The 22,788-nt window shown below is 40.1% G+C and carries 18 protein-coding genes; 8 read left to right on the top strand and 10 right to left on the bottom strand.

Features of this window, described 5'->3' with window-relative positions; genetic code table 11:
* Position 1: 1 nt before the first annotated feature.
* The 6 genes from ASG46_RS02430 to ASG46_RS02405 form a co-directional block, all read right to left on the bottom strand.
* Positions 2 to 1,420, bottom strand: coding sequence for a HAMP domain-containing sensor histidine kinase (locus ASG46_RS02430; RefSeq protein ID WP_046526817.1), 1,419 nt, complete (start codon positions 1,418 to 1,420; stop codon positions 2 to 4).
* Positions 1,417 to 2,103 (bottom strand): response regulator transcription factor, encoded by a 687-nt coding sequence (locus ASG46_RS02425; protein WP_024719907.1) that lies wholly within the window; start codon positions 2,101 to 2,103, stop codon positions 1,417 to 1,419. Before ASG46_RS02425 ends, ASG46_RS02430 begins: the two co-directional genes overlap by 4 nt.
* Entirely contained in the window at positions 2,100 to 3,083 is a 984-nt protein-coding gene (locus ASG46_RS02420; RefSeq protein ID WP_035389645.1) for a YncE family protein, read from the bottom strand. Before ASG46_RS02420 ends, ASG46_RS02425 begins: the two co-directional genes overlap by 4 nt.
* 268 nt (positions 3,084 to 3,351) lie before the next feature.
* Positions 3,352 to 4,686 carry an MFS transporter gene (locus ASG46_RS02415; RefSeq protein ID WP_035389643.1) on the bottom strand — a complete coding sequence of 445 codons (1,335 nt, stop codon included), beginning with the start codon at positions 4,684 to 4,686 and terminating at the stop codon, positions 3,352 to 3,354.
* Positions 4,687 to 4,726: 40 nt separating this feature from the next.
* Positions 4,727 to 5,299, bottom strand: coding sequence for a TetR/AcrR family transcriptional regulator (locus ASG46_RS02410; RefSeq protein WP_025208046.1), 573 nt, complete (start codon positions 5,297 to 5,299; stop codon positions 4,727 to 4,729).
* Positions 5,300 to 5,389: 90 nt separating this feature from the next.
* Positions 5,390 to 7,915, bottom strand: coding sequence for a PEP/pyruvate-binding domain-containing protein (locus ASG46_RS02405; RefSeq protein WP_056702897.1), 2,526 nt, complete (start codon positions 7,913 to 7,915; stop codon positions 5,390 to 5,392).
* Positions 7,916 to 8,196: 281 nt separating this feature from the next.
* Here ASG46_RS02405 and ASG46_RS02395 point away from each other — a divergent pair, with 281 nt between their 5' ends.
* The 3 genes from ASG46_RS02395 to uvrA all read left to right on the top strand — a co-directional run bounded on the left by ASG46_RS02395 (position 8,197) and on the right by uvrA (position 13,601).
* On the top strand, positions 8,197 to 8,442 hold the full coding sequence (locus ASG46_RS02395; protein ID WP_008348197.1) for a CsbA family protein: 246 nt from the start codon (positions 8,197 to 8,199) through the stop codon (positions 8,440 to 8,442).
* Between the two features lie 289 nt (positions 8,443 to 8,731).
* Positions 8,732 to 10,717 (top strand): excinuclease ABC subunit UvrB, encoded by a 1,986-nt coding sequence (uvrB, locus tag ASG46_RS02390; protein WP_056702891.1) that lies wholly within the window; start codon positions 8,732 to 8,734, stop codon positions 10,715 to 10,717.
* Between the two features lie 7 nt (positions 10,718 to 10,724).
* Complete coding sequence (gene uvrA / locus ASG46_RS02385) at positions 10,725 to 13,601, top strand: excinuclease ABC subunit UvrA (RefSeq protein WP_056702888.1); 2,877 nt, start codon at positions 10,725 to 10,727, stop codon at positions 13,599 to 13,601.
* Positions 13,602 to 13,634: 33 nt separating this feature from the next.
* On the opposite strand, the gene ASG46_RS02380 is transcribed toward uvrA, so the two are convergent.
* Entirely contained in the window at positions 13,635 to 13,865 is a 231-nt protein-coding gene (locus ASG46_RS02380) for a hypothetical protein (RefSeq protein WP_008348188.1), read from the bottom strand.
* A gap of 197 nt (positions 13,866 to 14,062) precedes the next feature.
* Here ASG46_RS02380 and ASG46_RS02375 point away from each other — a divergent pair, with 197 nt between their 5' ends.
* The 5 genes from ASG46_RS02375 (at position 14,063) to ASG46_RS02355 (ending at position 20,038) form a co-directional block, all read left to right on the top strand.
* Positions 14,063 to 14,398 carry a hypothetical protein gene (locus ASG46_RS02375; protein ID WP_008348186.1) on the top strand — a complete coding sequence of 112 codons (336 nt, stop codon included), beginning with the start codon at positions 14,063 to 14,065 and terminating at the stop codon, positions 14,396 to 14,398.
* A gap of 11 nt (positions 14,399 to 14,409) precedes the next feature.
* Entirely contained in the window at positions 14,410 to 15,501 is a 1,092-nt protein-coding gene (locus tag ASG46_RS02370; RefSeq protein ID WP_007500040.1) for a DUF4097 family beta strand repeat-containing protein, read from the top strand.
* 6 nt (positions 15,502 to 15,507) lie between these two features.
* On the top strand, positions 15,508 to 15,702 hold the full coding sequence (locus tag ASG46_RS02365; protein WP_008348183.1) for a PspC domain-containing protein: 195 nt from the start codon (positions 15,508 to 15,510) through the stop codon (positions 15,700 to 15,702).
* Positions 15,703 to 16,089: a phage holin family protein gene (locus tag ASG46_RS02360; protein WP_007500042.1), complete on the top strand. Its 387-nt coding sequence runs from the start codon at positions 15,703 to 15,705 to the stop codon at positions 16,087 to 16,089.
* Between the two features lie 94 nt (positions 16,090 to 16,183).
* The gene (locus ASG46_RS02355; RefSeq protein WP_056702886.1) at positions 16,184 to 20,038 is read left to right on the top strand and encodes a metallophosphoesterase; all 3,855 of its coding nucleotides are present in this window, start codon (positions 16,184 to 16,186) and stop codon (positions 20,036 to 20,038) included.
* 26 nt (positions 20,039 to 20,064) lie between these two features.
* Here the strand turns inward: ASG46_RS02355 and ASG46_RS02350 are convergent, their stop codons facing one another.
* The 3 genes from ASG46_RS02350 to nagA are packed head-to-tail and all read right to left on the bottom strand — an operon-like array spanning position 20,065 to position 22,724.
* Entirely contained in the window at positions 20,065 to 20,790 is a 726-nt protein-coding gene (locus tag ASG46_RS02350) for a GntR family transcriptional regulator (RefSeq protein WP_056702884.1), read from the bottom strand.
* A gap of 18 nt (positions 20,791 to 20,808) precedes the next feature.
* Positions 20,809 to 21,534 (bottom strand): glucosamine-6-phosphate deaminase, encoded by a 726-nt coding sequence (nagB, locus tag ASG46_RS02345; RefSeq protein ID WP_046527618.1) that lies wholly within the window; start codon positions 21,532 to 21,534, stop codon positions 20,809 to 20,811.
* The gene (gene nagA / locus ASG46_RS02340) at positions 21,534 to 22,724 is read right to left on the bottom strand and encodes an N-acetylglucosamine-6-phosphate deacetylase (protein WP_035701539.1); all 1,191 of its coding nucleotides are present in this window, start codon (positions 22,722 to 22,724) and stop codon (positions 21,534 to 21,536) included. The genes nagB and nagA overlap by 1 nt, the downstream gene beginning before the upstream one ends.
* Positions 22,725 to 22,788 lie beyond the last annotated feature (64 nt).

Here is a 22,788-nt window from a genome sequence, read left to right as displayed (position 1 = left end):
TTTATGAGGAGACAGGCGGAGTTTCAGTGCTCTCTGCACTTGGTAATTGTATAACAGCGGTCGTACCTAGGCCTTGTTCAGATTGAAGAACGAACGTGCCACGATGTTTTTTTATAATTTGATAAACAATGGCTAGTCCAAGACCAGAGCCGCCATCTTTTCTTGTGCGGGCTTTATTCACTCGATAAAAACGCTCAGAAACATGAGGGAGATCTCCTTTTGGAATTCCGCTGCCTTCATCTGTGATTCTCAATTCAGCAGTTTGTTGGTGAACGAATAATTCAATCGAAATCGATTTTCCTGATGGCGTGTAATGGATGGCATTGTCCAATAAATTACGAACGACTTGCTCAAGTCGATCGCTATCACCATAAATAATACAATCTTCTTCGAGTTCTCGGTTGAACGAGATTCCCTTTTGACTAGTAATGAATGTCATTTGATCAAGAACATCATGAATAAGCTGCGCAAAGACGATTGGTTCCATCGTTAGTGGATAAGATTCCCCCTCTAACTGCGCGAGATCAAGAAGATCATGTACGAGCCTGCTTAATCGTGTGGATTCGTCTTGAATAATCTGCATGCCTTTCTTTTGATCAATAATGCCTTCTTCAATTCCTTCGGCATAGCCTTTCATATAACTTAAAGGCGTTCTCAGTTCGTGAGAGACATTAGCAAGGAACTCTCTGCGATGCTGTTCAACTTTTTCTAACGTAGAGGACAGTTTATTAAAGGAACGGCTCAGCTGATTTAGCTCATCCCCTTTTTTGGTCACAGCCATGCGTTTTGAAAAATCACCAGATTCCATTTCCATTGCAATTTCTTTCATTTGATTGATCGTCCTTACGACTTTATTAGAACTTTTATATCCAATAAAGAAAATCAAAAGCAGGATAATTAAAATAGAGATGCCAAGCGTTAATCGAATTTGAACAAACGGTTCATACACATCAGATAAAGGCATAGAGAGGAAAATGGTTCCTGATAAATCATTTTTGTTTGAGAACACAGGGATGGCAATCCCGAGAATATCTTGATGAAACTGGGGGTGTTCTCTAATTAACACAACTGTTTTCCCCTGAAGAAGCTTTTGGCGTTCTTTAAACGTAATGAGGTTATCGTTTGTATTCGTATCGAAAGGAATACCGCTTGAAAGCTCCATAGGATCATCAGTAAAAATAACACTTGCCTGACTTGAGTCATTTGCCCACTTCATTCTGTCAGTAAAATACGTGTCTTTCCCGTGTTTGTGATAGATTTCTGCCAGCTTCTTTCCTTGTAAACTTAAAGAGTCAATCTGTTTATCTATATATAAGTGCTGGTATAAGTAATAAGTCAGGGCAAGAGCTGAGGCAGCAACGATGCCTATAACGGAAAGGATTAAGAAAAGCACTTTCCTTTTAATAGATAATGGCTTCATTTGTCCTCCTCAAACTTATAGCCTACACCCCAAACGGTCTTAATATACCGTTCCGCTTCCTTTAATTTCAGTCTTAGTGTTTTAATATGTGTATCGACTGTTCTTAAAGAGCCACTAGGTGAGTGTGATTCCCACAATTTTTGATAGAGCTGTTCACGGGAAAAGACTTGGCCTTGATTGAGCAGAAGAAACATAAGTAAATCAAATTCTCTTCTTGTTAAATTGATGGGCTTTTGCTTGAGATAGACTTGTCTGCCGTCTTGATCGATCTCCAAGTCACCAATCATGATTCGACTGCGCTTTAAAGAAAGACCTCTAATTCGTCTTAATGTCGTTTCAATTCTAGCTGCAAGCTCACGTAGACTAAAAGGCTTCATGATGTAGTCGTCTGCGCCAATTTCCAGCCCCTTAATGCGATCCTCTTCATAACTTCTAGCTGTTAAAAATAAAATGGGGATTTGGGAGGTTTGCCTGATGCGCTGGCAGACTTCGAATCCATCCATATCTGGCATCATAATATCCAATACAACAAGGTCAATGGCCTCTTTTTCAAGCTGATGTAAGGCGCCCGTGCCATTATTTGCAGTTATCACGTGAAAGCCTTGTCTCTGCAAAAAGGATCCGATTAACTCAAGCATATCTAATTCATCATCTACTATTAAAATATTCATCTGTTCTTTCATTTCTTTTCCTCCAACATGATAGCATAAGGTCCTGCTGGGATGTTCAGTCGGTTCTTCAACATAAATGTATGTTTGTCAATGACGGATACTGAATTGTCATCTAAGTTACTGACATATATAGATGAGGAATCAGCAGTGATATAATTCGGATTTTGACCGGTCTCAACAGAGGAAAGTAGTTTGTTTTTATCGGTATTTACTTTATATAGTGTATGGTCTCCATGACATAATACATATAAAGTAGAAGAGTTTTTTTCTGAAAAAAATGCGACTGGCATAACACCTAGTTTGATTTCTCGCTGTTTTTTACCTGTTTTAGGGTCGTAAGCAAAAATGCTCTTATTTAATGTGCCCGGTTTACCATGTCCTCCAACCCAAATGGAATGCCCATCAAAATGAATGCCAGATGGCCGTTCTAGGACGGAAATCGTTCGTATCTTTTTTTTCTTTTCAATATCAATGACTGAAACAGAATGACTTTTTGCATTTAAAACAAACAACGTTCCAGAAGAAGACAACGCCATAGAAGAGGGTAATGTCCCGGTCTTCACAGTTGCTTTTATTTTCTTGTGCACTGTATCGATAAAATAAACGACATTTTTCTCTGAATCGGTCACAAGTAAAGTGTTGGTATCCGCATCATACGCGAGTGAAGTCAGACCTTTATTCACATCCATATAGTCCGCTGCTGTTCCTTTTTTTAAATTGATTTCTATAAGAGATTGTCCTTCCTTACTTGATGCAATGATCACGTCTTTGTTGATGTGAACAAGATCAGTGAGAGGATGTTTTAAATCAACGGAAGAGACAATTTTATTTTTTTGTAAATCAACGATTGAAAAGGAGGCTTTTTTTAGTTGAGAAATGACAGCAATTGATTGAGAGCTGCCAGGGGGCGTAAATTGCTGGTCTTTTCCGCAGCCTGCTAGGAAAAATAGTAGAACTGACAAGCATATTAAAAAATATTTCACTCGTTTCATCCTTCTGCTCCTTTGGTGCTCTATTTTCAAAAAGCATAACACAAAAATTGTGAAAAAAAATCGAAGTTATGAATGCTGGAAGAAATGAAAAGAAGTTTTTAGGTGGGGAAGTAGAGGTAAATGAAAGCTGAAATTTCTTTTTCGTTTATTCATATGACATTTTTTCATGAGTAAAAGATCATTTTCACAGTTTGATCATTGTATTCATAATTGGTTACAGTAACAAATAATCATAGCTCCCCCGCCCTAAATAGAGCGAAGGGAGTCGTTAAGCAGAGTGTTCAGATGAATGAGAAGTGGATTTCGTTTTTAGACGATGAGAGAGGAGGAAACCAAGAATACCTGCGCCCATTAATACGATAAATAAAGATTGAAAACCACTTAATATACCAATTAAAGTAGATGAAATGATACTTCCGAAATATCTAAAGGTAGAAAAAATCCCAGATGCAGAACCAGATAAACTCTGATCAACAGATGTTAAAGAAGCCATCTGCATGCTAGTCATGCCAATACCTGATGAGATCCCCCCAGCGACTAATGTGATGATAAGGAGTGGTAAATTTGGGTAGCTGCTTAGTGTGATCAGCATAACACCGGATAAAGTAAGACAGAGAAATGAAAATCGAATCATTTTTTTGGCACCTTTTATTGGATGGAGCTTTGCCCCGAGTAATCCACTAATAGACATACAGAGTGAAAAGATCGAAAGGAAAATCCCGCTTTGTGTATGAGAAAGCGCGAGTTTTTGCTCCATAAACAGCGGCATAATGAGAAGAATCGCGTACATCACAAAATTACTAAGCATGATAGAAAGGTTAGCGTTCGTAAAGGCACTGTTTTTAAATAATGTCAAATCAATGATGGGATTTGTAACTTTCCGTACGTGTTTGAAAAATAAAGGAATGGAAATGACCGCTAGAACGCCATAGATCATGTATTCGTTTAATACTTGGCTTTTAGTAAACAAAATGAGTGTGGCGATCCCGATTGTTAAGTATAACGAACCGATGATATCTACATTGGCTTGTAAACGTGTATGTTTCATCTTCGGAATCATAAAAACGCCTGTCACAAGTGTGAGAATCAAAAATGGTATATTCACTAGGAAAATGGAATGCCAGTCAAAGCTCTGAATGAGAATAGAGCCGATAAAAGGTCCAAGTGCGGCACCAATTCCCGCTCCAAAACCGAAAAAACCCATAGTTTTAGAAAGCTTTTCATGTGATACTGTTGCACGAATTAAAGCAATGCTGTTCGGCGTTAATATAGCTCCGCCTGCCGCTTGAATTGATCGGAAGCTAATAAGAAAAGCAAGATTAGGTGCGAAAGCACATCCAATGGAGCCAATCAAAAAGAGTATCACACCAGCTAAATACATGCTGCGGTGGCCGTATATATCTCCCAGCTTACCCGCAATAGGTTGAGTGACTGCCATGACAATTAGATAAATCGTGACCACCCAAGTAATGTTTGATATGGATTGATCGTAATAAGTTGATATAGATGATAGAGCGACTGCGATCATGGTTGAATTGACTGGAACTAAAATAGCTCCAAGCAGCAAAGAATAAATGATCAAGTTCTCTTTTTTAAGATTCAATGTGTTTACCACCTTTGTAAAAAAGAAGAATTTCACCCAATTAAGTGGGGGAAATTCCTCTCATGAAAATGTGTGTGCATGTCTCAATAAAGTCTTCTTTTTTTGTTAAAACAAGCTGAATGTCTTGCTCTAGCTGTTGAATGAAAAAGCCAAAATACGTGCTAATAAATATATCTGCATAGATGTCTTCTTTTCCTTCTAATACACGATGCTGAGCGCCCATTTTTTTGAAATAATGAATCAGCATGTCTCTCAATTCTTGAGGATAAATTTTTTCATGGTCTGTTAAATCTTTAAACATAGCGGGTTCTCTCATGCTGATATAGATAAATTCTTTTTTTGAAGTCAAATCTTCAAGGAAATAGCTACCGAGAAATTTTAAATCGGTGTATAAATCGTCTTTAAATTCTGCTTCAAGGGTTTTGGTCGGTGTTGATTTCATTTTCATAATGGCAGCAATCACGCCGCGTTTGTTTTTAAAGTTACGAAAAATTGTCGCTTCACTTACATTCGCTTTTGTCGCAATTTCTTTTGTCGTTGTTTTTTGATAGCCCTTTTCAGACAATAATTCCATTGTTGCGCGAATGATCCGTTGATTTGTTGATTTTAACAAGCATACTCACCTCAGGTTATGAATGTGTTTGCAACAAAGTAAGTATACCGATAAAATCTGTGACCGCCAATATGATTCAAACAGTGACGACTATGCCCGTGAATGCTGATTTAATAACTGGATACGCCCATTGGCTCCATCTACTGTCACGAGGTCACCGGATTTTAGTTTTTCAGTTGCGATCCGTGTACCTAGGACAGCCGGTATCATATATTCTCTAGCGATAATAGCGGAATGGGACAAAATGCCGCCAGAATCGGTGATGACTGCTTTTGCGTCTCTAAATAAGCTGGTCCATAAAGGTGTCGTTGTTTTACAAACTAAAATGTCATCTTTTTCAAATTGTGAAAATTCATCAGCAGATGTAATGACTCTGACTCTTCCAGAAGTAATGCCGCTAGATGCACCAATTCCATAGATTGCATCGTCTGTGTTGTTTTCATTTTCCCTTAGCGAACCGAGCATTCTTTCTACTTGCTGTAATTCAGCTTCAGAAGGCGTTCCTGTATAAGCTGGTGGTTGGATGGATTCATTTTCCTTCATTTCAATTTTTCTTTGCTGAATGATCGAATCGTATGTGGTCAAAGTTGTGAGCGCATTGAGTACTTCATCATCGTAAAGATACCAAAGGTCTTCTTGATGAGGGATCGCTCCTTTTTGAACAAGAAGTTCACCAATTTTTAAGAGATAGAGTCTCGCTTTTGCATCTAACATGGCATCAATGTAAAAGTGATGATCATCTCGAATATTGGCTGCATGGAGTGCAAAATGATAAAGTTCTTCAAATTTTGTTTTAAACGCTTCATCTGTCACTTGACTGATAAACTGTTCATACGTTTCTTGCCTTTTGATCACGGCTTGTGCAAATTCTTCATCAAAATCAGATTGGTACCGAATGTTGTTTCTAATGATGTCCAAGACAAATTCAGGATTTTCCACCCATGTTTCCTCTGTGAAATCATGGCTTTTAACAGACCGCCAACCATAGACTTGGAGAAAATCTTCTACTTTGGAAATGAAGTTTTTCCCTTTTTCTGTATGATTGAGTGCATATAATAGTTCAGCATTCGCTGAATGATCTGTAAATGCCTGAAGAAGCTCCGAATCTTGAAGGACGTCTTTTGCCAAGTGAAATAGCTTTTGATCTGTTTCAAGAGACTTGTTCATCACACCTATCATCATTTCATGCAACAGGACGACTTGTGTTTGATCGCCAGCATATGAGACAAGCATGTCTTCAATGATCGCTGATAGAATGACTTGAGGTATGACAATGTCAAAATGGTCGTCATACGCTCTTAGATAAATCTCCTTTAATTCTTGAAAGCCATTAATGGCTTCATCAATTGTCAGCGATTGAGTGATTTGCCGATCAAGCTTTTCGTATAATGGGAACAAGTTTTGCTCTAAAATGCGATACATTCTTTCGCTTAAACGAGGAAACAATTCGAATAGACTCTCGTCAAAAACTGGTTCAGCTGACGCTTCTGGCATAGACGGTGAAGAATACAGATGTCCTCTATAAAGCTTGATATCTTTAATATTAAGGTCTGGCACTTGATACTTCTCTCCGTTTTTCTTCATCCCGTTTTTTAAAGCAGGTATGATCAAACTTGAAAAAAGAGGACTTGTGGGTCCAGGCATATGATCGTCCATTGAGATCCAGAAGTCTTGCAGCTCTTCAGGTTTCATTTGAAAGGCTGCACCTGAGGAGCCATTTGCTGTATTGGAAAAAGAAGCAGTAATCGGTCTTGCTTGAAGTAAATAAAAAGTACCGTTTGACATGCCGAATTCGATATCTACTCCATGTCCATAAAGTTCTTCTACTTGTTTTGTCATTTTCGTGATTTGGATCAATTGATCATCTCGAAGACAAAATTGGCCAGCCATCTCCTCACTTACGGGTTGTTCAATGACGCCCTCTTGACAGGGAACAATTTGCACTTCTTTTGTTCCTAGTGATTTTTCAATAGAGTACGTTTCTTTGTTTACAATAAATGTATCTGGCGTCACAAGGCCGGAGACGATGGCTTCTCCTAGTCCATAGCTTGCAGTCATCATGACTTCGTTTGTTTTTCCTGATACAGGATTCTCACTAAAGATGACACCAGAGATGTCAGAATGGATCAATCCTTGTACAACAACAGCCATGAGCGGCATCTCTTCCTCGTTCTCAATCATCTCTTCCTTATATTCTGTGACTCTTGCTGCGAAGTAAGACGACCAACATTCTTTGACGGCTTGCAAGAATTCTTCATTTGTTTTGATATTTAAATAGGTCTCGTATTGACCTGCAAAGGAGGCGCCTTCGAGATCTTCCGCAACAGAAGAGGATCGCACTGCAACGGATGGATATGTTTTCAACAATGATTGAAAGGATGAAAGTAATTCTGTCTCCATTTGTGAAGGAAACGAAGCTTCTGTGATTTTTCGGGCAAGGTTTTGATCAGTTGGATGGAAATTGTGATATGAAAGAAAGCTTTCAAAGCTGTTGGTTTTAATAATAAATCCATCTGGAACTGGCAGTCCGTGATTGTTTAATTTAATTAAATTCACGCCTTTTGCCCCTGCGAGTGATGCGGATTCTTCAGCCGCATGAAATAATACTGAATACATGGGAATGCCCCCTTATCCAAATAGCCAATGGTTTGTATGTTTCTCTATTTTTCAAAATGATAGTGCGCACTATCATTTTAATCATAGGATTGATTGGATGTTATTGTCAAAGTCGGAAAGACCTATCTTTATAAAGGGGACAATCTCACTAATTTTCTTCTATTTCTAAAACAAAAGTCTCCGAACATGAAGAAAAAAGGAGAAATCGAAAACTGTGAATTGTTCATTATGCCAATCTTTACTATAATCAAGGGAGTAGACCATGTAGAGGGAGGGTTTTTGTGATTACAAAAGCCATATTTGCACTTGTTTTTCCTTTCTTGCTCGTTATTTTATTTTCAAAGGTTACTTATAATCATTACGTTGGCATTGCATTAACAGCAGCGCTTTTATTTGCTTCGTATATGAAAGGCTATACAGAAACCTACTTTATCGTAGGATTAGATATTATTTCTTTAGTGGCCGGGGCATTGTTTATGGCCAAGAAAGAAGTCGAAAAAAGAGAGAAGGCTGAAAAACATCATTGATGTGATCCCTCTTGATGAAAAGAAAATGTTTTTGATACAGGAGCTGTGCTTACGATTCTAGTGAGTGCAGCTTTCTTTTTTGTGGTTTTTCTGCTGATCGAATATCTCACTCCAAAATGTTCCATACTGAAAGGAAGGTTTCTTTAGAGGGTTATGAGCCATGGCAGAGAGGGTATGGTTGTATTGGAAATAAAAATCAAGTCAGACACGAACTTTAGTTCGTATTTTTGTGTTCTTTTATGATAATATATTCATTAGATAGATTTCGTAACGAAACGGAGGCTTTGATGTGAGTGACCGCTTTGAATTAGTTTCTAACTATCAGTCCCAAGGGGATCAGCCAAAAGCCATTGAAAAGCTTGTGGAGGGCATCCATCAGGGGAAACAGCATCAAACGCTGTTAGGTGCTACAGGTACGGGAAAGACCTTTACTGTATCCAACCTGATCAAAGAAGTGAACAAACCAACCCTTGTCATTGCGCATAACAAGACACTTGCCGGACAATTATACAGCGAGTTTAAGGAATTCTTTCCGAATAATGCTGTCGAATATTTTGTGAGTTATTATGATTATTACCAGCCTGAGGCGTATGTGCCTCAAACTGATACATTTATTGAGAAGGATGCCAGCATTAATGATGAGATCGATAAGCTAAGGCACTCCGCCACATCCTCATTATTTGAGCGGAGAGATGTCATCATCATTGCCAGTGTGTCCTGTATTTATGGCTTAGGTTCTCCTGAAGAATACAGAGAGCTTGTGCTGTCTTTACGAACTGAAATGGAAATTGAACGAAATCAGCTGCTGCGTAAGCTTGTGGATATTCAGTATTCTCGTAATGATATAGATTTTCAGCGCGGAACCTTCAGAGTTCGAGGAGACGTCGTTGAAATTTTTCCTGCTTCACGAGATGAGCATTGTATCAGAGTGGAGTTTTTCGGTGATGAAATTGAACGTATTCGTGAAGTAGATGCTCTCACTGGAGAAATTCTCGGTGATCGTGACCACGTTGCTATTTTCCCAGCATCTCACTTCGTCACAAGAGAAGAAAAGATGGAAAAAGCGATTATTAATATTGAAAAAGAGCTTGAGGAACAGTTGGAAAAGCTTCGTGAAAACGGGAAATTGCTTGAAGCACAGCGTCTTGAGCAGCGGACAAGGTATGACCTAGAGATGATGAGAGAGATGGGCTTTTGTTCAGGGATTGAGAACTACTCAAGACATCTCACCCTACGTCCGCCTGGTTCAACACCTTACACATTGCTTGATTATTTTCCGGATGATTTTATGATTGTTGTCGATGAGTCACACGTGACCATCCCGCAAATTCGCGCCATGTACAATGGGGACCAGGCAAGAAAACAAGTGCTTGTTGATCATGGATTCCGTCTGCCGTCAGCACTTGATAATAGACCACTCACATTTGATGAGTTTGAAAAGCACATTAACCATATTGTGCATGTATCTGCAACACCTGGCCCATACGAGCTTGAGAAAACGCCAGAGGTTGTGGAACAAATTATTCGTCCAACCGGTTTGCTTGATCCAATCATTGAAGTCCGCCCGATTGAAGGACAAATCGATGACTTAATTGGGGAAATTCATGCAAGGGTTGAGAAAAATGAGCGTGTGCTTGTGACGACTTTAACGAAGAAAATGTCTGAGGATCTGACAGATTATCTGAAAGAAATCGGAATCAAGGTCAATTATCTGCACTCAGAAATTAAGACACTAGAACGGATTGAGATTATTCGTGATTTACGTCTCGGAAAATATGATGTGCTTGTAGGGATCAACCTTCTTCGAGAAGGCTTGGATATTCCAGAGGTGTCGCTCGTGGCGATTTTAGATGCGGATAAAGAAGGCTTTTTACGTTCAGAAAGATCCCTCATCCAGACGATTGGCCGTGCTGCAAGAAATGCAGAAGGCCGAGTGATTATGTATGCAGACAATATGACGAAATCAATGGACATTGCCATACAAGAAACAAAGCGGAGACGTGAGCAGCAAGAAGCGTATAATGAGAAATTTGGTATCACTCCGCAAACGATCCATAAGAAGATTCGAGATGTGATCAAGGCAACAAAAGTACATGAGGATTCGGAAGAATACGAAACAAAAGCAGCACCAAAGTTGTCAAAAATGAGCAAAAAAGAACGAGAAAAAGTGATCGAAAACGTCGAGAAGGAAATGAAAGATGCAGCAAAAGCGCTTGATTTTGAAAAAGCAGCAGAATTAAGAGATCTATTGCTAGAGCTAAAAGCGGAAGGATGAATGCCTGATGGCTATGGAACGAATAGAGGTGAAAGGGGCAAGAGCCCACAACCTTAAAAATATTGATGTCAATATCCCGCGCGATCAGCTAGTGGTCATTACGGGTTTATCTGGTTCGGGAAAATCGTCGCTTGCCTTCGATACCATTTATGCAGAAGGTCAGCGTAGGTATGTTGAATCACTGTCAGCCTATGCACGTCAATTTCTCGGTCAAATGGACAAACCAGATGTAGATGCGATTGAAGGGCTTTCTCCAGCGATTAGTATTGACCAGAAAACGACAAGCAGGAACCCTCGATCAACCGTTGGGACTGTTACAGAAATTTATGATTACTTGCGTCTATTATATGCTCGAGTCGGAAAACCGATTTGTCCTATTCATGGGATCGAAATTACATCACAGACGATTGAGCAAATGACAGACCGCATTTTAGAGTATCCAGAACGAACGAAACTACAAGTGCTTGCTCCGGTTGTATCTGGACGTAAGGGAACTCACGTGAAAGTACTTGATCAAATTCGGAAGCAGGGCTACGTTCGAGTCAGAGTTGATGGCGAGATGGAGGACCTGTCAGAAGAGATCGAGCTTGAAAAGAATAAAAAGCATTCCATTGAAGTGGTGATTGATCGAATTGTCGTGAAAGAAGGCGTGGCTGCACGGTTGTCTGATTCTCTTGAAACGGCACTCCGACTTGGTGAAGGTCGTGTGATGATTGATGTGATTGGACAAGAGGAGCTGTTATTTAGTGAGCATCATGCTTGTCCGCACTGCGGATTCTCTATTGGGGAACTTGAGCCAAGAATGTTCTCGTTTAATAGCCCTTTCGGTGCCTGTCCAAGCTGTGATGGGCTTGGTTCTAAACTAGAAGTAGATCCAGAGCTTGTGATTCCGAATAAGGATTTGACTTTACGTCAGCATGCCATTGCCCCATGGGAGCCTCAAAGCTCACAATATTACCCGCAGCTTCTTGAGGCGGTATGTACACATTATGGAATTGACATGGATATTCCGGTAAAAGATATCCCGCCGCATTTATTTGATAAAATTTTATATGGTAGCGGCTCTGAGCCGATTTATTTTAAATATGAAAATGATTTTGGCCAGGTCCGTGAAAATGAAATCGAGTTTGAAGGTGTGCTTCGTAACATTGAACGGCGTTACAAGGAAACGAGCTCCGATTATATTCGGGAGCAAATGGAAAAATATATGGCCAATCAGCCATGCCCGACCTGTAAAGGATATCGCCTGAAAAAAGAAACGCTTGCGGTTCTCATCAATGGCAAACATATCGGAGAAATGACCGATTTGTCTGTATCTGATGCCCTTGATTTCTATGAGAAAATTGAGTTGTCTGAGAAAGATTTGCAGATTGCCCAGCTCATTTTACGTGAAATCAAAGAGCGCTTGTCCTTCTTGAATAATGTGGGGTTAGATTATCTGACATTAAGCCGGTCTGCTGGCACATTATCAGGCGGGGAGGCGCAGCGGATTCGTTTGGCGACACAAATCGGATCAAGACTGACAGGCGTTCTTTATATTTTAGATGAACCATCGATTGGTCTGCATCAACGGGATAATGACCGGTTGATTGGGACATTGAAAAACATGCGTGATATCGGAAACACACTGATTGTCGTAGAACATGATGAAGATACGATGCTTGCCGCTGATTATCTCATTGATATTGGACCAGGTGCAGGGGTTCATGGAGGAGAAGTGATTTCAGCTGGAACGCCAGAAGAAGTCATGAAAGACCCAAAATCGTTGACTGGACAATATTTATCTGGTGAGAAATTCATCCCGCTTCCGATTGAGAGACGAAAGCCTGACGGCCGCTTCATTGAAATTAAAGGGGCAAAAGAAAACAACCTTAAAAACGTGAATGCGAAATTTCCTTTAGGTGTCTTTACCGCTGTGACGGGTGTGTCAGGATCAGGGAAAAGTACACTTGTGAATGAAATTTTATTGAAATCCCTCGCCCAAAAACTGCACAGAGCAAAAGCGAAGCCAGGACAGCACAAAGAAATCAAAGGAATGGATCACTTAGACAAAGTCATTGATATTGATCAATCTCCAATTGGCCGTACACCAAGATCCAACCCTGCTACGTATACAGGTGTATTTGATGATGTGCGGGATGTGTTTGCGCAAACCAATGAAGCGAAGGTACGAGGCTATAAAAAAGGGCGATTCAGCTTTAACGTGAAAGGTGGACGCTGCGAAGCATGTCGTGGAGATGGCATTATTAAAATTGAAATGCACTTTTTACCTGATGTATACGTGCCTTGTGAAGTGTGTCACGGGAAACGTTATAACCGTGAGACGTTAGAGGTCACGTATAAAGGGAAAAATATTTCCGATGTGCTTGAAATGACGGTAGAGGACGCACTTCAATTTTTCGAGAATATCCCGAAAATTAAGCGGAAGCTGCAAACGATCTTTGATGTTGGATTAGGATACATTACACTTGGGCAGCCTGCCACGACATTGTCTGGTGGAGAGGCGCAGCGTGTGAAATTGGCATCTGAGCTTCACCGCCGTTCAAACGGAAGATCTTTGTATATTTTAGACGAACCGACAACCGGTCTTCATGTGGATGATATTGCTAGGTTGTTAAAAGTGCTCCAGCGCTTGGTCGAAAACGGGGATACGGTATTGGTCATTGAGCACAATCTTGATATTATTAAGGCTGCCGATTACCTTGTTGATCTAGGACCAGAAGGCGGTGCTGGAGGAGGAACGATTATTGCTTCAGGAACACCTGAACACATTGCTAAAGAAGAAGCTTCTTACACCGGTCGATACTTAAGACCGATTTTAGAGCGTGATCGTGAGCGAATGAAACAGTTAGTCAAAGAAACAGAAAGTGTGACATCCTCATAAAGAAAAACCCCTCGGAAAAGAGGGGTTTTCCTTTTATTGCACATCTTCCTTGGGCATTAAGTTACTGAGGTGCGTTAAATCCTTTAAAATATGAGTGCTGCTACTATCGAGCAGTACTTTTAAATAACGGATATCACCATACTTCGGATGAGACGGATGAATGGCCTCTAGCTCCTTGATCATATCGCTGTTCATGCTTTTCTGTTTCTGTATAAGGTCTAAAAGCGTTTGTGCCGTGTGGTTAGCATTATGATGATCTGTCAAAATAATTACCCCCTATAATGATAATCACCATCTTTTCAACATATTTTAAAGGGTAATCCATGAAGAATCTACACTTAGGTGCAAAAAGAAATAATTTGTGTCTAAGGTCATATGTAAATCGAATGAGTTTGAAACTTTTTATACGCCATAAACGTATGAGTTAGAAAGGAATTTTCATCATGAAGGAGCGAATATATATGAACAGAGATCAGTCGATCATTGCATCTATTTGTTATTTTAGTGTATTTTTCATGCCGTTTATTGTACCGATCGTGGCATATTTTGTAGTGGATCAAAAGGAAACGAAACGGCATTCGCTGCGTGCATTGTGGTCACATGTTTTGCCAGTCGCAGCGTGTGTGCTGCTGGTTTTTGGAGCTATCCCCTTTTTATTGACGACACAGGCAAGCGACTCACTCGTTCCAGTGTTCACCGTACTTATCTTGTCCTTTTTAGTCGCCATTGGCTTTTTGATCTCTGTCATTTGGAATATCATTCAAGGTATTAAAGTGCTTCAATCCATCAAATCGTAGGAGGGCTTTGTATGAATGAAAAAGAACGCATTTTAAAATTAGTAGAAGACGGGACATTATCTGCAAAAGAAGCGATTACGCTGCTTGAAAAACTAGAAGAAAATCAGTCCATTTCACTAGAAAAATCAACGGCTGATCATACCTTTCATGAAGAAAAAGCTGGAACAGAGAATAAAGGAACTGGTACTGAAAACCTCGGTGCAAAGCTGTTTGGATGGTTAGATTCGGCAGTGAAAAAGGTCAAAGATGTAGATCTTGATTTGAACTTTGGACAGTCCGTCGACGTTGAACACATTTTTCAATTCAAAGACGCGGCACTGTCCCATTTAGATATTCAATTGGCAAACGGCAGTCTCAATTTGATGCCTTGGGATGATGGGGATGTTCGGGCAGAGTGTCATGCGAAAATTTACCGTGCAGAGGATGGAGAGCAGGCCAGACAGCAATTTCTTCAACATCTGGATTGCGGACTTGAAGGGGACAAATTTTTTATCCGAACTGAAAAGAAGACCATGAAGGTCAATGTCACCCTGTATGTACCACGTATCCAATACGATAAAATCAAAGTCAAACTGTTTAATGGACCGATTCGCGGGGAAAAGCTAAAGACAAAAGAACTGGCTGCAAAAACAACAAATGGCGTCGTCTCTTTTGCCTCTTTACAAGCAGAAAAAGTCGGAATTGAAACAGCAAATGGACAAATCAAACTGGCTGATCACGAGTGTGGTATGATTGAAGTAGAAACCATTAATGGGCTCATTGACCTGCGCGGGAAAAGTGAATCAATTGATGCACAGAGCTTCAATGGGAACATTGCTGTTCAGCTGTCAGATGAGAAATGCCGTTCGATCTATGCAAAAACGACAACAGGCAGTGTGGACGTTCAGATTCCGCGTGCTTGTGCAGTGACTGCGGAGCTGAAAAGCAATCTCGGATCGATCTCTCATGAGCTGCTTGATGCAAATATGATTAAAGAGAAAAATGAAACGCTGCAAAAAGAGAAAATGATCAAGGCCAATCAACAGGCGGAGCACAATATATCCATTTTTGCAGAAACAAAAACAGGCTCAATCCAAGTAAAGCACCAATCAGACAAGGAGTGATTCTACATGAAGAAGCTTTATCGTTCAGCGACAGATAAAAAAATAGCGGGTGTTGTCGGTGGACTTGCTGAATACTTAAGTGTCGATGCATCCCTGCTTCGTATTTTAACGGTGATCATCGGATTTATGACAGCATTTATGCCGATCTTCTTGATCTATTTCATCTGGTATTTTGTTGTTCCGGAAGAAGGCACTAACTAAATGCTTAGATGGATCGTTAGTATTTTCGTCAATGCATTACTTTTAATCGTCATTGCTGGATATTTTGATTCAGGCATTCTGCCAGGCCTTGGTAGTGTGTATATTGAAGGCTTTGGCGCAGCGATTGTAGCAAGTATTATTTTGTCCTTGCTCAATATTTTAGTAAAGCCGTTTTTGATCATTTTAACGCTGCCAGTGACAGTACTTTCACTAGGATTGTTCCTCTTTGTCATTAATGCCATCACACTGATGATGACCTCAAGCTTTATGGGAGATAGTTTTAACATTGATGGGTTTGGAACGGCCATTTGGATGGCTGTCATTTTATCCATTTTCCATCTGCTCATACAGAAAGGAATCGTGGAACCGTTAGCGAAAAAAAGCTAACGGTTTTTTTGTGTGAATTTATATCGTTTCCCCGTTCCATCTGTCATAAAAACCGTCTTCAGGAGACACAATATCCGAAGGGAGGCGGTGCACGATGGTGAATGTGAGCAGACAAATCATTCTTTTGCTTTTTTTGAGCATTCTTTTTTGTTTCAGTCAGCCTGCTTCAGCAGGATCTTTGACACAAACACAAGTGAACATACGAAATAAGCCCTTTTCACCTTTTATCTTTGATCAATTTCAAGTAGATGTACGTCCGGTTCAAGGAAAAAAACGTGATCTTCAATTTCGGGCATCTATTAGTCAGTCAGAGCAAATTTTGTCTGCAAACTTGTACTATAAACAGAGTGATGAACTAGGATATCGATTGATCCCAATGGAACGATTGCCGGGGGTGAAACCAGAATTCACAGCGAAAATCCCGACAGATCAATTGTGGAATCCAACAGTTCATTACTATACAGAATTCTTGACGCAGAAGTCTGTCATCAAAACAACCGAACAAGCAGTTCACTTAAACGGATTTGAAGAGGATCTCTCACAAATTCCTGAGCTATTGATGACAGAAATCGTCGTGAATTCAAAAAACCGCAAAGGCAAGGATGCTTTTGAATTCATCGAGGTGTATAACACAACACATGCACCCATTTCACTTCGACATTACCAGCTTCGCTATCGCAATCCAGCGCAAGGCGTGGAGATGGATGATATATATTCATTTCACACAAGTCCGATCACCATTTCTCCTGGGAAACCGTACGTATTTTGGCTTAGAAAAAAAGGGCAGGAGCATTTAACGGTAGCGGACTTTAATGCGATGTACAAAAGCCATTTAAAAGAGGGCGAGCATCTATCGGTCATTGAGAGTAAAGGATTGTCCAATTCTAAATCACGCCTTGTCTCTATCACAACAAATATAGGAGAAGAGGTATCGTCAGCATCCTATCGTTTAAAGCCTTCATTGTTTAGCGAGCACAGATCGTTACTGTTCAAGTATCCAATGGATGGTACGACACAAATGAAGCTGATCTCGAAAGTGGAGGAAGAGCCGACACCCGGAAAAGTGTTAAAAGCACAAATTCCAACTGAAAAAAAAGAAATATCACAAGATGTTCATAAACCTGTGATCGAAGATATGACAGACAATCAACCGATAAAACCAACTGAAGGCATTGAAATGAGAGCAGATGTGCAGGATGATCAGTCCGTCAAAACGGTCAAATTGCGATATCGAACCAATCGTCATGAAGATTTTAAAGAGGTGCTGCTTCAAAAGGATCATAATGATCGGCTGTTTCACCATATTATTTATTCACCTGAGCTCATCGGTAAAGAACGATTGGAATATCAGATTGAAGCGTCAGACGGCGAAAATCAAGCAATGACAATGAAAAAAACAATTGATGTGGAACAAGTAAGCAAAGCTCACGGCCTTCGATTGAATGTAGAAGAAGGAGATACGGTTTCTGGCGTATTTCACTTAAAAGCAACAGCAGATCAGAAAAAAAGTATAAAATTAATGATAGATGGAAAACCGATTCGACAAGTATTCCCTGCACTTGAAGCAGATCCATATCTTGCATTTGATGTCAAAGGGACAAATTTATATTTTAAGAATGGTGTGTCTATAGGTAAGCACTTACTTTCCATTTTTGATGATTCGACAAAAGTGTATCGCACCTATACGATACCAATACCAGAAAAACACTTAGAAAAGGCAGGTCCACAAACGATATCATTCCATGCTGGGACGAAGTCATCGCCGTTTGACCGATTTCCTGGAGAAAATCACGATGATTTTGAATTGAAAAATGTCCAGATGATTTTATCGAATGGAACTCAAATTCTGCCTCTAAATGCGAGCCAGCATGAGGAATGGAAAATGGGCGACGGTGGAAGCGCTAAGAAAGTAAGAGCATTTCAGTTTCAAATCCCGAAGCAAGCATATGCTTCAAGCTATATTCAGTGGGATACAAGAAGGCTGAAAGAAGGAGTACATGTTGTTCAGGCTAAAACCGCAGACGAATCTCAATCTGTACGTGTGAAAGTCGATAACACGGGTCCGAAAATCAAGAGTAATATACAGGCAAATGACCAATATAAAGGCGTCTTTACGTTAAAGGCAAAGGTGACGGATCGTTGGAGTGACATAGCGGAGATGAAGGCATATTTAGATGGAAAACCGATCTCTTTGCCTTATCAAACGTCCTCTAGCGAATTAGAACCTGGGGAGCACACGTTGAAGATAAAAGCAAAAGATGCCGCTGGAAACAAATCAACTTTGAAAAAGGTTTTTAAGACGGTACATGAACACCCTGAAACGCCAGAGAGAGTGTCAGATAGGACAAAAAAGGAATCATCTAAGCAAACAGTGCTAACCAATGATCCTACTAATGATCAGTTAGATTACTCCTTTTACCGTGCCTATCAATATACATCGCTGCATCCGTCCATGAAGATTTTCAAATATGCAGCGGAAACAGAGCCGCCAAAACATTTAAATGAAACAGGTGAAATGATTTTTTCTAATCGAGAAAGAAATCGCATTGCATTTGCTGATGGTAAATCAGTGGAAACGAAAGATCTACAGCATTTTCCTTATCATCGCTTTCAAATCAAGGTTCATCACGATGTACGTGAAAAGGATGTTGTCGAGGCTGTATGGAAAGGAAGCTCATTATCAGGGAGAAAGGTAACGATGTACGCTTGGAATCATCAGCAAGAAAAGTGGGATAAAATCACTCATCACTTTGCCAAGGATGAAAAGGAATTTTACCTGAAAGGGCTGCTGTCAGTCAGACAGTATATGAAAAATCAAACGTTTGATTTGCTTGTACAAGATGAGATCAGTAAGACGTTAAAGCCTTATAAGATGGTGTGGATGTCTGATACTCAATATTATGCCAGAAGTTATCCTCATATCTTCAAAAAAATGGTCGAGTGGATCAGAGATCAAAGGGACCCATTAAATATTCAATATGTGTTCCATACAGGTGATATTGTGGATGATTCAAAGGATAAGCAGTGGAATCGTGCCGATACATTTATGCGTGTGTTAGATCAGCATCATATTCCTTACGGTGTATTAGCTGGTAATCATGATGTCAGGCACAAAGACGGCCATTATAGGGAATATGGGAGATATTTTGGAGCGAAACGCTTTGAAGACAAGCCGTATTACGGTGAATCCTATCAAAACAATCGAGGTCATTATGATCTTATCTCTGCTGGTGGCAATGATTATATGATGGTGTATATGGGCTGGGGGATCAAGCAAAATGAGATTGACTGGTTAAATCGAGTCATTTCTGAACATCCAGATCGAATTGTCATTTTAAATTTCCATGAGTATTTGTTAGTGAGCGGCAATCGAAGCCCAATTGGAGATTTGATCTTCCATCAAGTGGTAAAACGTCACCCGAATATTGTCGCAGTATTTAGTGGCCACTACCACGGAGCCAGTCGAAAAGTAGATGAGATTGACGATGATCATGATGGAAAAGTGGACAGAAAAGTATATCAAATCCTTGCAGATTACCAGTCAGGTCCTGAAGGCGGTCAAGGTTTTATGCGGCTGATCACTGCAGATCAAGAAAAAAATAAACTTCATTTCACCACATACTCACCCTACTTGAATCAAGAACATTTTTATGATCCAAAAACGTATGGAGATCAAGATGAATTTTCAATTGATGTCGATTTAACACCAAAAATGAAATCCGTTAAAACCAATTATTTTGAATTGAATGTCTACACAAACGTTCTTCTTGGAGAAGTCAAAGGTGTGAAAAGTGGTAAAAAAGCAACCTTTGAATGGAAAGGGTTAAAGCCAAATCAAGAATATTATTGGTACACTGTCGCAAAAGACCGTTTCGAAGGGAAAGCGATCTCGCCTATATGGAAAATTAATACAAAAAATGATGATCAATCAACATTTCTTAGGAAATAAAAAACTGTGCTTTCAGGAGCACAGTTTTATCTTTCCATTGTGTGAGTGAGCTTGTATCGATCCCCTCTATAAACGGATATGACATACTCGAATGGAAGGTCATTTTGAAAATAAGTTGTTCTTACAATGGAGAGGACAGGGTCCCCTAAAGAAATAGACAGCAGGTCAGCTTCTTCCTTTGAAGCAACATTGGCTTCAAGCTCCTGCTTGGCATGGGCAATGGTTAGACCTGTGTTCGTTTCTATATATTCATATAAAGATCCAGTTAAATGGTCCTTTGTGAGCTCGCCAGCAAATTTTTCAGGTATATAACTCGTTTCAATAGCCATTGGTTCATTGTTTGCAAGGCGGATTCGTTTTAATTCATAAACATCTTCACTGTTCGACAGCTGTAATGATTGCAGCAAGTGCTCTGGGCATGCGACTTTTTTGAAATCAATCAACTGACTTGAAGCGTTGAACCCACGTTGACGCATATCTTCTGTAAAGCTTGTTAAGCCCTGAAGCGGTTGTTCAAACTTCTTTCGGCTAACAAATGTTCCTTTTCCTTTTTGCCGGTATAAATATCCTTCGTTCACAAGGTTCGATAAGGCTTGTCTGACAGTCATTCGGCTAATACCAAAGCGTTCGGCATATTCTCTTTCAGAAGGAATGAGTGTATCAGGTGCTAACGTTCCATCCTCAATCTGCTTTTTCAAGTTCTCCATAATCTGATGGTACATGGGGATAGGTGACTGCTTATCAATAAACATGTGAAAATCCTCTCGTGTTTAGCGTAGTGAACCAGCTTCTCGATCAATAAAAATCGTCACATCTTCATGAAGTTTTAGAGCAGATGCAGGGAAGTCTGGGTGAATCTCTGTTCGTTCTAAATATTGTATCACGTCCGCTTTTGATTTTCCTGATGCGAGAAGGAGAATTTTTTTGCTTGAAAGAATGCTTGCAATTCCCATTGTAATGGCATGTGTAGGTACCTCATCAATAGAAGAAAAGTATCTTGCATTGGCCTGGCGAGTGTGTTCATCTAATTGGACGACATGCGTCTTTGAGTCGAAGGGAGTACCAGGTTCATTAAACCCGATATGTCCATTTTGTCCGATACCAAGTAGCTGAAGATCAATGCCCCCTAAATCTTCAATGAGCTGATCATACCTTAAGCACTCTTCTTCCAAGTGAGAAGCAGCACCATTGGGAAGGAAATATTGATCTGACGGGAGATCAATATGGTCAAATAAATGTCGCTTCATGTAAGTCATATAACTATTTTCATGATTTGGATCAATTCCCACGTACTCATCCAGATTCACTGTTCTTGCTTGTTTGAAAGACAATTGTTCTGTTTGATGCAACTGAATTAACTCTTTATAAGTGTCAATTGGTGTACCGCCAGTTGCCAGACCGAGAACTGCATCTGTTTTTGATTCAATGGTACGTGCAATGAAAGCAGCTGCTGCTTTTCCTAATTGATCTTTATCTGCAAATTCGATGATGTTCATCAGTGTGTGGCCTCCTTTTTTTCATAAACGATTTGTCCATGGCAGATCGTCATCATGAGTTCGCCAGATTCATCCCAAATGACCAAGTCTGCCAGTTTTCCAACTTCGATCGAACCGAGCTGATGATCGATCCCGAGCTGAGTGGCTGCATTTGTTGAGGTCATTTGAGCAATTTCTGTCCATCCACATTGTGTGATCTGTCTCATACGTTTGACCCCATCTTTCATTTGTAAAATCGATCCTGCAAGTGTTCCATCTGCTAGCAATGCTTTTTCACCGCTGACTGTCACAGTCTGTCCGCCAAATTCGTAGGTTCCCTCTCCAAGTCCTTTTGCACGCATTGAGTCTGTAATCATGATCAAACGTTCACTTCCCTTAGCCAAATACGCAAGCTTTACGGAAAGAGGATGTGAATGAATGCCATCTGTAATCAGCTCAGTCAAAAGCTTTTCGTTTGTAAGCGCAGCCCCTGCAACATTTGGCTCACGATGCTGAAATGAACTCATCGCATTATAAAGATGCGTGACATGACGCGCACCGTGCTTTGCTGCTAGTTCAATCATGTCATGAGGAGCATTTGTATGTCCAATAGAAGGAATGATATTTTTTTCTTTTAGCAGGGAAAGAAATGCAAAATCAGTATCTTCCTCAGGTGCAAAAGTGACAATTCGAATCAGCTGATCAGATGCACTCAGCCATTTCTCAAAAAGAGGAAGGTTAGCCTGTGTAATCCATTGGGCAGGCTGCGCTCCAGCTTTATCTTTAGAAATAAAAGGACCTTCTAGATGAATGCCTAAACATTGTGCCTGCCTTCCAGCTTGCTTTTCATTATAGGGTCTCCACTGTGCGACATTTTTAAGTGCTTGCTCAATCTCTTGATGATTTTGTGTAATGGTTGTTGCTAAAAAGCTTGTCGTTCCTTCTGCGGGTAAGTGATCAGCAAGCGTATTCATGGCTTCTGGTGTCGCATCCATCATATCTGCACCATATCCCCCATGGATGTGAATATCAATCATTCCGGGGAGTAAATAAAAGTTTTCCCGGGAAATATATACTTTTTCATAATTTCCTGTCGGCGGTGATGTTGAAATATAGTCGATCTTGCCATCGCGTAAACCGACAAAACCGTTTTTAATGATTTCTGTCTTTGTCACAATATGAATATTGGAGAGCAATAAAGAACTGCTCATGATTGTGCCCCCTTATTCTCGTCGTTAGATTCAGTTTACCTTTTTTAAGTATAGTTGTCTATAC

This window comes from Bacillus sp. Leaf49 (assembly GCF_001426125.1).
Taxonomy (GTDB): domain Bacteria; phylum Bacillota; class Bacilli; order Bacillales; family Bacillaceae; genus Bacillus; species Bacillus altitudinis.
The sequence above is the reverse complement of the archived record's forward strand: the minus strand, read 5'-3'. Positions and strand labels throughout refer to the sequence as shown.